This window comes from Pedobacter sp. MC2016-15 (assembly GCF_026239695.1).
In the GTDB taxonomy this organism is placed as follows: domain Bacteria; phylum Bacteroidota; class Bacteroidia; order Sphingobacteriales; family Sphingobacteriaceae; genus Pedobacter.
The window spans coordinates 76154-88165 of record NZ_JAPIVS010000005.1; the positions used below are offsets into that span (position 1 = coordinate 76154).

Sequence of the window (12012 nt, forward strand, 5' to 3'; positions counted from 1 at the left end):
TTTAATGTTTATATTGCCGACATACCTGAAAACTATGAAATTATACACATCTGTACTGCTGCTGGCATTGGCCTTTTCGGGCTGTAAGCATAAAGAAGAAGGAAAAATCTATACGCCCAGGGGTCTAAAAGAGAAAGAAAATTTTAACGAATTCCATAAGGGAGCTGAAAAATCCCTGGCTATTTATACGTATACGGATAAGGAAAGTTCCGGCGAAAGCCCTGACAAGGAATTGTTTGGTCTAAAATTCAGAGATACCACTGTTCGCATACAGATTCATCCATCAGATAAAGAAGCCGTTTCGGATCATTTTGCGATGGCTGAATTTCTGAATACCCAGAAAACTGCCGTGTTGGTACAGATTGCTGACCAGTCGGGATTGGTGGCACCATTCTATCTGATTTCGGTGAAGGATGGCGGTCTGGATGTAGTCAGCGTTTACCGGCCATCCAGCGGGAAAGGTGATAAGCGCTTTACAAAAGGACTCAGCAGAATTGGCCGTTCCGGTTATCTGATCAACAATGATTTCTTTATCACGACAGTAGATGCCAGAGTTTATCCCCTGACGAGGCAGAATCCGGACGAAAGAATCCAGGGTATCCACTTGTTAAATTCAGCTGATAAGAAGACGCTGGTATTTCTCGTATCTTCTTCGCTATACCAGATTCATTACCCAACCGGGGAGGTATATACACAGAAACTTTCTGCTGACCTGCCAAAAACACCTGAACAGGTATTTCCCTGGATACAGAATAATTACAGCTGGCAAACCAATGCCAAAGGGATCTCTTTTCTGAAGAAAAATAAAGATGACGAGAGGATCATAGACATCAGAGAGTTTAAAAAGTCGTAAATTGGCAAAGCTGGGGCTTGATTTTTGACGCCAGTAATTTTGTGGTTATTTGAGTCATTTGTGAGGACTTCGGGAATTATTTCTCCCATAGTGGGGTATTTTATCTCTTGATAGTCGTTTTCATCAAACATTTTAATTATCATTGTATTAAAATTTAATGAGATGGATTACGGCCTCTTACTTCGGAATATAGCCAGATATATAAAACTTGATAAAGACGAGGAAGAATACCTTATTCCCTTGTTAATGTCCAAAAAAGTACGGGCAAACGAAGTATTACTGGAAGCCGGTGATGTAAATCAAATGGTAATTTTCGTAACCGGAGGTTGTTTGAGAAGTTATGCGCTGGATAATAATGGTTTTGAACATATTCTTCAGTTTGCACCTCCCGGATGGTGGATCGTTGATATGCTGAGTTTTATTACTCAGGAACCATCGAGATTAAACATAGATGCGATTGAAGACAGTGAGATCATCTATCTTTCCAAATCTGATTTTGATACCATCTACCTGGAAGTTCCCAAATTTGAACGTTTCGGAAGGATACTCACGATGAACGGAATGGCTACTTTCCAACACAGGCAAATTGACAATGTGAGCCTGAGCCCGGCAGAGCGCTACATCAAATTTTGTAAATTATATCCATCCCTGATAAGGGACCTGCCCTTACAACAGATTGCATCCTATATTGGGGTATCCACAGATTTTCTGAGCAAAATGCTCAGTACTGCTGAATTTAAATAGCAACTTAATTACTGATCTTCTTTGAATACCAGCAAAGGCAGGTGTGTGCGGTAAGCCAGATTCCTGGTGAGGCTGCGGTGAAATATACGCTCAAAAAAACCATATTCTTTTGGTACGGTAATGAGCAGGTCCATCGTGTTCTCATCAGCAAAGTCAAGGATACCTTCTTCCACATTTTCATGGTCAGTATAGTAGTACTTCACCTCTTTTTCGCTCCAGATCTGATGGAGTTCTTTCAGTTCTTCCCTGGCCTCAGGATCAGGTTCTTCCTCAACTCTGTTGACATATAATATGGAAAGGGCTGCTTTCAGCTGGCTGACGAAAGTATTGATCGGGAAAACCGGAATGGTTTTCGTCACATTTTTCAGGTCGCACGCAAAAACTGCATTCTTGATTTTTTTGTATACGGCCTGCTGAGGGATAACTAACAGGGAAGTATGTGTTTCCTTTGCAACAGCGATGGTATTACTGCCTACCAGAACTTTTTCAATTTCACTTTTTCCGGCCATGCCCATTACGATGAGGCCAATGTGCTGCTGTTCTGTGATCAGGTTTACGGCAGGTATAAGGGGTCTGCCATCTGACAGGATCTCCACAGTAGTCTGTTCGTATACTAAGCTACTGAGTTCTTCTTTAAGGCGGAGTAATTGTTTCTGACTGTCTTTCTGGGAATGCAGCATCTCTGCTGAAACCGGCGCAATGGTGGTAGTCACAAGAGGAATACAGTCATGGGAATGGTATATGATCAATGCAGAACATTTAAGCTGATGGGTTAAACCGGCAGCGTACCTGGCTGCATTTAATGCAGATTCAGAAAAGTCTGTCAGTACCAGTATTTTTCCTCCGCCATGGAGGTGTTGAAGGTGATCGTCTATTGCATTTTCCAGCTGATGGAATTGCTCGTCGCTGAGGCTGCGCTGGCCCTGATTCTCTATTGTCCAGGTACCGGAAGTGGAGCGTAGTAATCGAATGGGGTCGGGCTCGCCCGTAATCATTTCAACTTTAAATCTTTGCAGGCGTGCTGATGCCGTTACAATAGCATCAAGTTCAAGGTTTCCTGCATTAAATTTTATAGAGAATGTTCTCATCACAATATATATTAATATAATGAAGCTATTAGCATGCCTGGTTTAATTCCTGAGAAATTGCATGAATATAGTTATAAAGATAACAAGTATTGTATTAATTGGTTTTAAGCTGCTGTGTTTTGTATATTGCCATTAACTGCATGGCGGATGATTGATCTGAACTGATATCCAGGCGTATATTTATGAGAAGATTTCTATTTTTTGTTTTAATTCTAATAGCCAGTCTGAAAGCTGCAGCTCAAACTCAGCAGGAACAACAGCGCATACAGGCACCATTGCTCCGGTTTTTTGATGCGATGGCAGCTATACAGCCAGAGGCGCTGAGGGCAGAGGTAACCCCTGATTTCTATCTGCTGGAAAATGGCAAGATATGGAATACAGATTCCCTGACCAATTCCATGAACCGATATAAAGGATTAGAGTTGAAAAGAGTCAACAAGCTGGATTTTCTGAAAACAGAACAGATCGGAAATACCTCGCTTGTATCTTATCACAATACGGCAGAGCTAAACTATAAAGGGAAACAATTTACCATCAGGTGGCTGGAGAGTGCTGTATTACTAAAAGACAAGGGAAACTGGAAGATTAGATTTTTGCATTCAACTGAATTAAAGCCTGTTGCAGAATCTGTCCACTGAAAATATCATTGTTACAAACTTTATGGCGTATATAGCGTTAAGGTATATTATTTTCCTTATCACCAGCAAAAAGACCTTATAATTTAATTCATATGAGAAAGTATCTATTCCTGATCTTGTGTCTCCTTCCCGCTTATCTGTCAGCACAGAATACGCCCACCATGCTACCGCAAAACAATATTGTAAGGGATACTACACATCAAACCGATCTGATAGATGTTTATAAAAGTATTTTTCGTGTCACACCAAAAAAGATCAGGACTGAGGACGGTAAGAGAATCTATTTTTCTTTTTTGCCTGTGGGAGGTTCAGCCCCGGGAGGAAGTGGCAATGCATTGGTAACCAGTACCACCGCTGCAATATACCTGGGTAACCGTCGTACCACAAATATTTCCAGTGCTACCTTTACGCCTTACTGGAACTTTGGAAGCCGGTTTGGTTTACCACTGCGTTCCAGTGTCTGGTTGCCGGATAATGCCTGGGTGATCCAGGGAGATATCCGCTTTCTGCGCTATCCGCAATATACCTGGGGATTGGGTAGCAGCCGAAGTAATGACGACAATGTCCTGGTCAACTATAACTATATCCGCTTTTATCAGAGAGCACTCAAACGTATCGAACCTTACCTTTTTGCGGGTGTAGGGTACCATCTGGACTACCATTCCAGTATTGCCAGTGATGATCCTGCAATAAGCCTGCAAGAATTTACCGGGTATAATTATGGCATCAAGGGGAATTCTGTTTCTTCGGGAATCAGTCTGAATCTTCTATACGATACCAGAAATAACTCCATTAACCCGCTTCCGGGTGCCTACGCAAACCTGGAATACCGTATGAACCCTTCCTTCCTCGGAAGTCACGATAGCTGGTCTTCGGTATTCCTGGACGTGAGGAAGTACTTTTCTATGAATCCTGCGAATAAAAACCAGCAGAACCAGCTCGCCTTTTGGTCGTATTTATGGAGTTCACTGAGCAACAAGACACCTTATCTGGACCTGCCAAGTATAGGATGGGACCCCTACAACCGCTCAGGAAGGGGAATCGACCAGAACCGTTACCGTGGGAAAACCTTATTTTACTTTGAAGGAGAATACCGGAGAGACATTACAGAAAATGGTTTGCTGGGGTTTGTAGTTTTTGCCAATACAAATACCGTAAGTGGCTCCGGCTCCTTCTTGAAATCATGGCATCCCGCTGCCGGTACAGGAATGAGGGTTAAGTTCAACAAGGGATCAAATACGAATATCGGCATTGATTACGGCGTTAGTAAAGGCTACAGCAGGGTGATTTTTAGTCTCGGAGAAGCTTTTTAGGCGAGCTTGTCAGCAGATAAATAAAGCATAAAACTAAATATAACTATATGATTTACGGTAAACCTTTTAAAGCAGGAGTAATGCTCGCGCTCATGATTGCTGCTCAGCCTGCCCTGCGGGCACAAACATCAAAAGCCAGCAGTATATTTGATGGCAAAACACTTAACGGTTGGAAAAAAACTGCCGGTAGTGCCACCTATGAGGTAAAGGATGGCGTCATTATTGGCACAACAGTAAATGGCACAGGTAATTCTTTTCTGGCTACAGAGAAAGAATACAAAGATTTTGTGCTGGAGGTAGATGTGATGCTGGAAAGCGCGAAAGGTAATTCCGGGGTTCAGGTGAGAAGTCATTTCGACCCTGAAGGGAATAATGGGAAGGGAAAGGTATATGGTAAACAGGCGGAGGTTGATCCAACAGACAGGAAATGGAGTGGTGGGGTGTACGATGAAGCCCGCAGGCAATGGCTATATCCTTTAACCCTGAATCCTTCTGCCGGAAATGCATATCAGCACAATGCTTATAATCACCTGAAGATAGAATGTATCGGTAATGAAATGAAGACATGGATTAATGACGTTCCTGCGGCTTATGTGATTGATACGCTGGATCATACCGGCTTTATCGCACTGCAGGTGCACGGCATTACAGAAGCTTCTGAAGCCGGTAAAAAGGTGTATTTTAAGAACATTAAAATACAGACGGCCGGAATTAAGCCCTCAGCATTCCCATCAGGGATTTACGTGGTCAATTATACGCCAAATACCTTGAGCAGTTACGAGAAAAAAGAAGGCTGGGAATTGTTGTTTGACGGCAAAAGCAATAAAGGCTGGGTAGGTGCGAATAAAAATGTATTTCCTTCAAAGGGCTGGAGCATCGCCAATGGCTTACTGAGCGTACTGCCTGCTGAAGGGAAAGAATCTACAAATGGTGGAGATATTGTGAGCACGGGAACCTATGGAGCATTTGACTTGTCTTTCGAATTTCAGCTTACACCAGGGGCTAACAGTGGCGTAAAATATTTCGTGACCTTAAAGGAGCAAACTGCCGGCTCAGCTATTGGCCTTGAATATCAGGTGCTCGATGATGCCCTGCACCCGGATGCCAAACTTGGTCGTGATGGAAATCGTACGCTGGCTTCTTTATATGATTTGATTAAAGCAGATAAACCTTCGCGTTTTGTGCATCCCATAGGACAATGGAACAACGGCAGGGTGGTGGTTTATCCCGATAACAGGGTTGAGCACTACCTGAACGGGATAAAGGTTTTAGAATATCAGCGTGGTTCTGCTGCCTTCCGGGAACTGGTAGCTATGAGTAAGTATAAAGACTGGAAGGAGTTTGGTGAAGCAAAAGAAGGCCATATCCTGCTGCAGGACCATGGTAATAAAGTAAGTTTCAGAAGTATTAAAATCAAAAAATTGAAATAGAATCTGAACTTTTCTTTTGTTAACTACGTAATAATTGTATAGCAGTATACTGGTCAGTCACGAAATACTTATTGATTTCAGCCGGAAGATAGAAGAGTTTCTATCGCAAACCAAGAAATGATAGCATTAAAGACATGTCACAATTTACTCTCAAGTCATGCGAAACCCCGCATGCGATTACGATTGATATTTTAGACGAGACAAATTCAATTCAGTTAAACACCACCAACAATGCAATGCTTAACCTCACCTGGATCTGGGATGGTGCAGAGGACCGGGCTGAGGAGAAGCAGAAATTAATAGAAGAGATCTATTTCGATCTTTTGTTTGTTGAAGAGAACTATGGTTATGAAATGGCAGGGGCGATCCTGCAGCTGCTCTACAGTAAGATTGATACTGTTTACAGTTAGATTTCGCCCCGGTTCATTGCTTTAACGGCAAAGTCTACAGATCTTGCCGTAAATGCCATATAAGTTAGCGATGGGTTCTGCGTGGAGGTAGAAGTCATGCAGGCTCCATCGGTAACAAATACGTTGGCACAAGTGTGCAATTGGTTCCATTCATTCAGGATGGAAGTTTTTGGATCACGCCCCATTCTTGCACCTCCCATCTCATGAATATCTAGTCCGGGAGCCTGTGATGAAATGTTGGGTGTGATGTTTTTAAATCCTGCTTCGGTAAACATTTCTGTCATCTGCTCGATATAGTCCTTTTTCATCAAGGCATCATTTTCATCATAAGCTACCGATATATTGAGGAGTGGGATGCCCCAGGCATCCTTTTCGCTGGCACTCAGGTTCACAAAATTGCTCTCCTTGGGGATGGTTTCGCCCATCATATGCGATCCCATGATCCATGGACTCAGCTTGCCCTGCAGCAGATTATCTTTAAGTTTGCCGCCAATAGCAGAACGGTCTCGTTCCATATATCTGCTACCATATAGTCCTGCGGCGTAACCCCTTTTAAAATTAGTCTCCTGTTTATAGACATTTCTGAACCGGGGAATATAGCCCCCTCCGGCGGGATTCCTGCCATCTGTAGCGAACTGTTTTAGTCCGTCAAACTCTGCTGTGATCCTGGCACTGTAGTTATGAAATGCTACATATTTGCCCAGTACGCCACTATCGTTTCCAAGCCCCTGAGGAAATCTCTTTGATTTGGAATTGAGCAGAATCAGGTTGGTGTTTAAGGCACCTGCATTGACAAATACGATCCTCGCATAATATTCTGTACTCTCTTTGGTGTTGGCATCCACTACACGAACCCCTGTTACTTTGCCTTTTGCATCATCGTAAATCACAGATTCTACTACGCTATCGGGCTTTAAAGTGAGTTTACCGGTTTTTGCTGCCCATGGCAAGGTAGAGGCGTTGCTGCTAAAATATCCACCGAAAGGACATCCGCGCTGGCAGAGGGTGCGGTTCTGGCATTTGGCTCTGCCCTGATCAAGGTGTATCTGGTTGGGCTTGGATAAGTGTGCGCAACGGGCACTGATAACGTGTCTGTTATTATATTTATTTTTGATAAAATCTTTGAAATAGTCTTCTGCAGCATTTAACGGAAATCCTGGCAAAAACTCCCCATCCGGTAATTCTGATAAGCCATCCCTGTTGCCCGAGATGCCAGCGAATTTTTCTACATAACTGTACCATGGCGCAATGTCCTTGTAACGGATAGGCCAGTCCACCGCAAAATCATCCCGCGCAGGGCCTTCAAAATCGAAGTCGCTCCATCGCTGTGTCTGACGTGCCCAGAGTAATGATTTTCCCCCGACCTGGTATCCCCTAATCCAGTCGAAGGGCTTTTCCTGGACGTAGGGATGTTCTTTATCCTTGACCATGAAATGCATGGCGTCCTCTTTAAATGCGTAACACCTGCTCACGATTGGATTTTCTTTTTTTATCGCTAATGCAGGCTCTCCACGGTGTTCGAACTCGTAGGGGAATTTATTGGTAGTGGGGTAGTCCTTGATATGCTGAACATCACGGCCTCTTTCAAGCACCAGCGTTTTAAACCCTTTTTCTGTAAACTCTTTTGCTGCCCAGCCTCCACTGATTCCGGAGCCGATCACAATCACGTCGTAGGTGTTGCCTTTGGCGGCATCTATATTTAAATTTGACATTGTTTGCTGAATTAAGCTGTTTTAACAGGGAAATAACCATTATACCGACCGGGAACCAATTCGTAAATGATGAGCTTGGTCATTACGTACTGAGAATTAAGATACCCGTCAATGGTTTTTGCTTTAGTTATTTTGTAAAATGCCGAGAGATCTGGCGAGGGATTGTTTTCGAGTTTGGACAATGTACTCTCACGCTGATGTGCCGAGAGTTTTCCAAAAGATTTTCCGTACTGCTCAGAAGTTAGTTCTTTAAACTCCTGTAGTCCATTTATAAAAGCCTGCTGATCAGTTTTTTCGTAGCAGTCATCAAGCATTTTGAGAATGAACAGGTGTAGCTTTAATTCCCGGGCACCGGGGGTCTTCGTCCTAGGGATAATCGTTTCAGCAATCTCTGCCAGCAAATTTTCTTCATCCAGGCTGACCTCTAAATTTGTTAGCCGGATACTCGATTTTCCCTCATCTCTGAGGCATGACGGTAATAAGGCTAAACCACCAGCCATAATCAGCACTTGTTTGATCACTAATCGTCTTTCCATTGTACACTGTTGTGATCACCTAAGTTAAGATAAATTCCTAAATACCGCCTATGGAAATAATGTAATCGTGGGCAGAGGTTACTGAGGAAATATCATTTACAGCAAGAGTTTCCATAATTCCAAAGTACTGATGTTCAGAATATACTCCAAAAAGTTGTCGGGTATTTATATCTGGTTAAATTTGACTCCTTAAACACCAATTTACAGGATTGTAATTACACTTATAACAATAGTAGCTACTCCGTTGAAGATTAATTTTTATTTTCTTGTTTTAATTCTATAGATATTCCGGAAAAATACGTTTCCCCTATACTATTTTTCAGTTGACCACGGTAATATTGAGATTGACCACAAATTATCTCCAAATCATGACCAATATTAGCTTTCTGCAATTTATCTTATTTGGTAATTATTTAACTATATTTACTTGAATATAAACCGAATTGTATTTATAATGAAATGAATTCATTTCATTTGATAATAATGGAATAAACCGATTGATGCCGAATTTGTCAAAACAATAATTTGTTATGATATTGTGAACGAATTTATATCAGAACAGCAATTAATATTGTGCAGGTCTGATAAAACCTTTTACTAATATGCACAGGGAATCACTATACTTTAATCAATGGAAGAAATACAAAGTATGAAGAAAGCGAAAAATGCGTCCCATGCTAAAACAGACCCTGGAAAACATCTCCCGGTGAAAGGAGCTGCAGTTTACACTGAAATTTTGAAACAGCTGAAGAAAGGTGACCGGGCCGCAGTAGTTACCTATAATAATTACATCAAATCATTATTGTCTGTCCATAAACACAGCCCTGAAACTTTAAACTGGGATGATTTTGCGAATGCCCATGAACCTAAATTGCCCTTGCGGCAGTCTTTGAATCAGGATGTTGCAGATCAGGAATACCGTTCATATGCGCCTACTATCCTGGATAAAATGTTTGGCCAGTGTAAGAAAAAGATGAGCGATCTGATGAAGAATACCGAGCAGGCTAAACGTTATGATGATCTGATTTATAATGCTTCACTGAAAGAATTCAGGAATGATTATCAGGACTGGGAAAAGGGGCAGCGTATAGCCAAAGGTGTAAAAAATAGTGAACCGGAGGCTTATCAGCAAGCTATTGAATTCCTGGATCCCTGCGAACAACTCACTCAGATGGGGACCAGAGTCAGGATCGAATCACATGCTGATCATGTAGTAGCTCATTTGAATTTTCATCTGACGGAGATGATTCCTGACTATGTGCTGAGCCATTCTCCAGCAGGTAAGGTTTTGAAAACGGAGATGCCAGAACAGAGATTCCATGAGCTTTGTCACCACCACATCTGCGCCTCTGCACTGCGTATCGGCAGAGAGGTATTTGCTGTCTTGCCAGTAAACACAGTTTTGGTTCATGCCTACACTTTCCTTCCTGATGCCACAAGTGGCGGTACTCATAAGGAGCTGATCCTGTCTGTCAGATTGACCCGGAAAGAAATGCAGGAACTTGATTTTAAGACGCTCAGTGGTCCGGATCATCTCGCCGGTTTTTCTCCCAGTATCGACTTCTCTCCGCATAATGGCTTTTCTCCCGTCCTGGCTTTAAGCTATTAGGCAAACGCTGCATTTTTTATTTGCACAAACATTAACCCCGGCGGCCTGTTAAGTAAGATATGGAACCAACATATCTTACAGAAGCACAGGCGACACTTCCAGATGGTGAAGTCGCCAGAGGGCCAATCACCACCATCGACCGTGAAACTTTCTTCTTCGAAAATGCGGTGGGAACACTGGATTTAAAACTCGAATTGAAAAAAAATGATCTTGGCTGGTACCAATCCGGAGGAAGCAATGTGTCCAATGCAGATCAAATGATCGATGAACTGGGTATTGTGATAGATAATCATCTGGGCAATAGTCCCATCGTCAGCAAAATCGGAATCGAGTAAAATTCTATAAATCATCTACCTATGAAAAAATTATTTTTAGGCGCTTTGCTACTTACAGCAGCCTACACCATACAGTCCTGTACAGCAACTCGTCCCGTTTCAGGCCCCGGAGGGGCAACCCCAGGTTTTGGCAGTGCTGCAAATGTATCTGCAGGCAGAAATGGGGAAGGTGTACCTAACCCGGGTATTAGAGAAGATGTTGTTCCCGGAAATGCCACGGATAACTCTGCAGGTCCTAAAGATTCGCTATCCAATAAAGTGGATGCCGCTAAAAATAAAGTAGCGCAATTTATCAACCAGACAGCTTTAACAAATCATACCCGTTTTGAAGCCAGTAAGATTCTGTCACAACAGGCGAAAAATGCTTATGTGAAGAGCTTTGCTTTGCTGGTAGTAGAGGAACAGGCGAAGGCTGATAGCGATCTGCTGGCACTGGCATCCGCTAAAAGTATTAAACTTGACTCGGCAGCTACGAATAAAGACAGGGATGATAAAGTGAAACAGCTGTCGACCGTAACGGGCGAGGAACTGGAGTCTGTGTATATTCAGATGATGACTACAGAGTTTGAACAGGCAGTAGCCTTATACGAAGATGGCGACAAGTCGAAAGACCCAGAGGTCAAAGCCTATGCAGATAAATATTTGCCCATGTTAAAATTACAACTGAAAAGCGTTTCCGCATTGAACAAGAAATAATAACATCCTATCCATACTTAAACTGAAAACCTATGAAGTTTAGACAGACGAACCACCTGATGACGAGTATCGCCTTAATTGCCGGTATAGCTGTTGGGGCAGCAATAGGAGCATTATTTGCTCCCAAAAGTGGAAAAGAAACAAGACGCAAAGTTGCAGGACACCTCGTTGAAGATCTGCGCAGTCAGACCAAAGAAAAAGCAGATCAGCTGGCAAATGTTGCCGAAGATGCTGTTGATCTGGCCAAAACTACGATAAAAAACAAAGGGCCGAAATCAAGACAAGTGCCTGAGGAACCGCAAATCTAAATCCAATTATCATGACTACGAAGAAAGATGACAAAGATCCCTGCTGGAAGAATTACGAGCAAGTAGGAACAAAAACCAAAGGAGGTAAAAAAGTTCCTAATTGTGTGCCCAAAAAGTCTGCTGAAAAAAAGAAATAGAAGCATTCCCCTGATATTTTTCCTGACCTTAACCATATCACCGTGTTTGATACCGGAAATGTAAAAGAGGGTAATCTCCCGACTGCCCTCTTTTAATGTGAAAAAACACTTGTGATATTAAAAACACACATGTATGTCCATCCAGACTAACACATCTTACAAAGATAAGACTGGATGTTTATGGTAAATACCTGTTCGCTATG

At 42.5% G+C, this 12012-nt stretch carries 14 protein-coding genes; 11 read left to right on the top strand and 3 right to left on the bottom strand.

What is annotated here, in order from left to right; translation table 11 throughout:
- Positions 1-34: 34 nt before the first annotated feature.
- Together OQY15_RS15505 and OQY15_RS15510 are read left to right on the top strand one after the other, a co-directional pair.
- A complete protein-coding gene (locus OQY15_RS15505) occupies positions 35-853 on the top strand; it encodes a hypothetical protein (RefSeq protein ID WP_265792729.1) in 819 nt (272 codons plus the stop codon).
- 162 nt (positions 854-1015) lie between these two features.
- Positions 1016-1597 (top strand): Crp/Fnr family transcriptional regulator, encoded by a 582-nt coding sequence (locus OQY15_RS15510; protein WP_265792730.1) that lies wholly within the window; start codon positions 1016-1018, stop codon positions 1595-1597.
- Positions 1598-1605: 8 nt separating this feature from the next.
- On the opposite strand, the gene OQY15_RS15515 is transcribed toward OQY15_RS15510, so the two are convergent.
- A complete protein-coding gene (locus OQY15_RS15515) occupies positions 1606-2685 on the bottom strand; it encodes a universal stress protein (protein WP_265792731.1) in 1080 nt (359 codons plus the stop codon).
- A gap of 182 nt (positions 2686-2867) precedes the next feature.
- Between OQY15_RS15515 and OQY15_RS15520 the strand changes: the two genes are divergently transcribed.
- The 4 genes from OQY15_RS15520 to OQY15_RS15535 all read left to right on the top strand — a co-directional run bounded on the left by OQY15_RS15520 (position 2868) and on the right by OQY15_RS15535 (position 6476).
- Positions 2868-3323, top strand: coding sequence for a nuclear transport factor 2 family protein (locus OQY15_RS15520; protein ID WP_265792732.1), 456 nt, complete (start codon positions 2868-2870; stop codon positions 3321-3323).
- 92 nt (positions 3324-3415) lie between these two features.
- A complete protein-coding gene (locus tag OQY15_RS15525; RefSeq protein WP_265792733.1) occupies positions 3416-4636 on the top strand; it encodes a hypothetical protein in 1221 nt (406 codons plus the stop codon).
- Positions 4637-4683: 47 nt separating this feature from the next.
- Positions 4684-6066: a DUF1080 domain-containing protein gene (locus OQY15_RS15530; RefSeq protein WP_265792734.1), complete on the top strand. Its 1383-nt coding sequence runs from the start codon at positions 4684-4686 to the stop codon at positions 6064-6066.
- A gap of 134 nt (positions 6067-6200) precedes the next feature.
- Complete coding sequence (locus OQY15_RS15535) at positions 6201-6476, top strand: hypothetical protein (RefSeq protein WP_265792735.1); 276 nt, start codon at positions 6201-6203, stop codon at positions 6474-6476.
- On the opposite strand, the gene OQY15_RS15540 is transcribed toward OQY15_RS15535, so the two are convergent.
- Positions 6473-8188 (bottom strand): GMC family oxidoreductase, encoded by a 1716-nt coding sequence (locus OQY15_RS15540; RefSeq protein WP_265792736.1) that lies wholly within the window; start codon positions 8186-8188, stop codon positions 6473-6475. The genes OQY15_RS15535 and OQY15_RS15540 overlap by 4 nt on opposite strands.
- 11 nt (positions 8189-8199) lie before the next feature.
- Positions 8200-8724, bottom strand: a complete 525-nt coding sequence (locus tag OQY15_RS15545) for a gluconate 2-dehydrogenase subunit 3 family protein (protein ID WP_265792737.1) — start codon at positions 8722-8724, stop codon at positions 8200-8202.
- Between the two features lie 631 nt (positions 8725-9355).
- On the opposite strand from OQY15_RS15545, the gene OQY15_RS15550 reads away from it, so the two are divergent.
- The 5 genes from OQY15_RS15550 to OQY15_RS15570 are packed head-to-tail and all read left to right on the top strand — an operon-like array spanning position 9356 to position 11809.
- Positions 9356-10333, top strand: a complete 978-nt coding sequence (locus OQY15_RS15550) for a hypothetical protein (RefSeq protein ID WP_265792738.1) — start codon at positions 9356-9358, stop codon at positions 10331-10333.
- 59 nt (positions 10334-10392) lie between these two features.
- Positions 10393-10668 carry a hypothetical protein gene (locus tag OQY15_RS15555; protein WP_265792740.1) on the top strand — a complete coding sequence of 92 codons (276 nt, stop codon included), beginning with the start codon at positions 10393-10395 and terminating at the stop codon, positions 10666-10668.
- Between the two features lie 21 nt (positions 10669-10689).
- Positions 10690-11364, top strand: coding sequence for a DUF4142 domain-containing protein (locus tag OQY15_RS15560; RefSeq protein WP_265792741.1), 675 nt, complete (start codon positions 10690-10692; stop codon positions 11362-11364).
- 32 nt (positions 11365-11396) lie between these two features.
- Positions 11397-11672: a YtxH domain-containing protein gene (locus OQY15_RS15565; protein WP_265792742.1), complete on the top strand. Its 276-nt coding sequence runs from the start codon at positions 11397-11399 to the stop codon at positions 11670-11672.
- An 11-nt stretch (positions 11673-11683) separates the two neighbouring features.
- Positions 11684-11809: a hypothetical protein gene (locus tag OQY15_RS15570; protein ID WP_265792743.1), complete on the top strand. Its 126-nt coding sequence runs from the start codon at positions 11684-11686 to the stop codon at positions 11807-11809.
- Positions 11810-12012 lie beyond the last annotated feature (203 nt).

What these genes read in the sequence shown, in the direction of transcription:
- OQY15_RS15505 (WP_265792729.1), top strand. Translation starts at nt 35, where the DNA reads ATGAAATTATACACATCTGTACTGCTGCTGGCATTGGCCTTTTCGGGC.
- OQY15_RS15510 (WP_265792730.1), top strand. Translation starts at nt 1,016, where the DNA reads ATGGATTACGGCCTCTTACTTCGGAATATAGCCAGATATATAAAACTT.
- OQY15_RS15515 (WP_265792731.1), bottom strand. Translation starts at nt 2,685, where the DNA reads ATGAGAACATTCTCTATAAAATTTAATGCAGGAAACCTTGAACTTGAT.
- OQY15_RS15520 (WP_265792732.1), top strand. Translation starts at nt 2,868, where the DNA reads ATGAGAAGATTTCTATTTTTTGTTTTAATTCTAATAGCCAGTCTGAAA.
- OQY15_RS15525 (WP_265792733.1), top strand. Translation starts at nt 3,416, where the DNA reads ATGAGAAAGTATCTATTCCTGATCTTGTGTCTCCTTCCCGCTTATCTG.
- OQY15_RS15530 (WP_265792734.1), top strand. Translation starts at nt 4,684, where the DNA reads ATGATTTACGGTAAACCTTTTAAAGCAGGAGTAATGCTCGCGCTCATG.
- OQY15_RS15535 (WP_265792735.1), top strand. Translation starts at nt 6,201, where the DNA reads ATGTCACAATTTACTCTCAAGTCATGCGAAACCCCGCATGCGATTACG.
- OQY15_RS15540 (WP_265792736.1), bottom strand. Translation starts at nt 8,188, where the DNA reads ATGTCAAATTTAAATATAGATGCCGCCAAAGGCAACACCTACGACGTG.
- OQY15_RS15545 (WP_265792737.1), bottom strand. Translation starts at nt 8,724, where the DNA reads ATGGAAAGACGATTAGTGATCAAACAAGTGCTGATTATGGCTGGTGGT.
- OQY15_RS15550 (WP_265792738.1), top strand. Translation starts at nt 9,356, where the DNA reads ATGGAAGAAATACAAAGTATGAAGAAAGCGAAAAATGCGTCCCATGCT.
- OQY15_RS15555 (WP_265792740.1), top strand. Translation starts at nt 10,393, where the DNA reads ATGGAACCAACATATCTTACAGAAGCACAGGCGACACTTCCAGATGGT.
- OQY15_RS15560 (WP_265792741.1), top strand. Translation starts at nt 10,690, where the DNA reads ATGAAAAAATTATTTTTAGGCGCTTTGCTACTTACAGCAGCCTACACC.
- OQY15_RS15565 (WP_265792742.1), top strand. Translation starts at nt 11,397, where the DNA reads ATGAAGTTTAGACAGACGAACCACCTGATGACGAGTATCGCCTTAATT.
- OQY15_RS15570 (WP_265792743.1), top strand. Translation starts at nt 11,684, where the DNA reads ATGACTACGAAGAAAGATGACAAAGATCCCTGCTGGAAGAATTACGAG.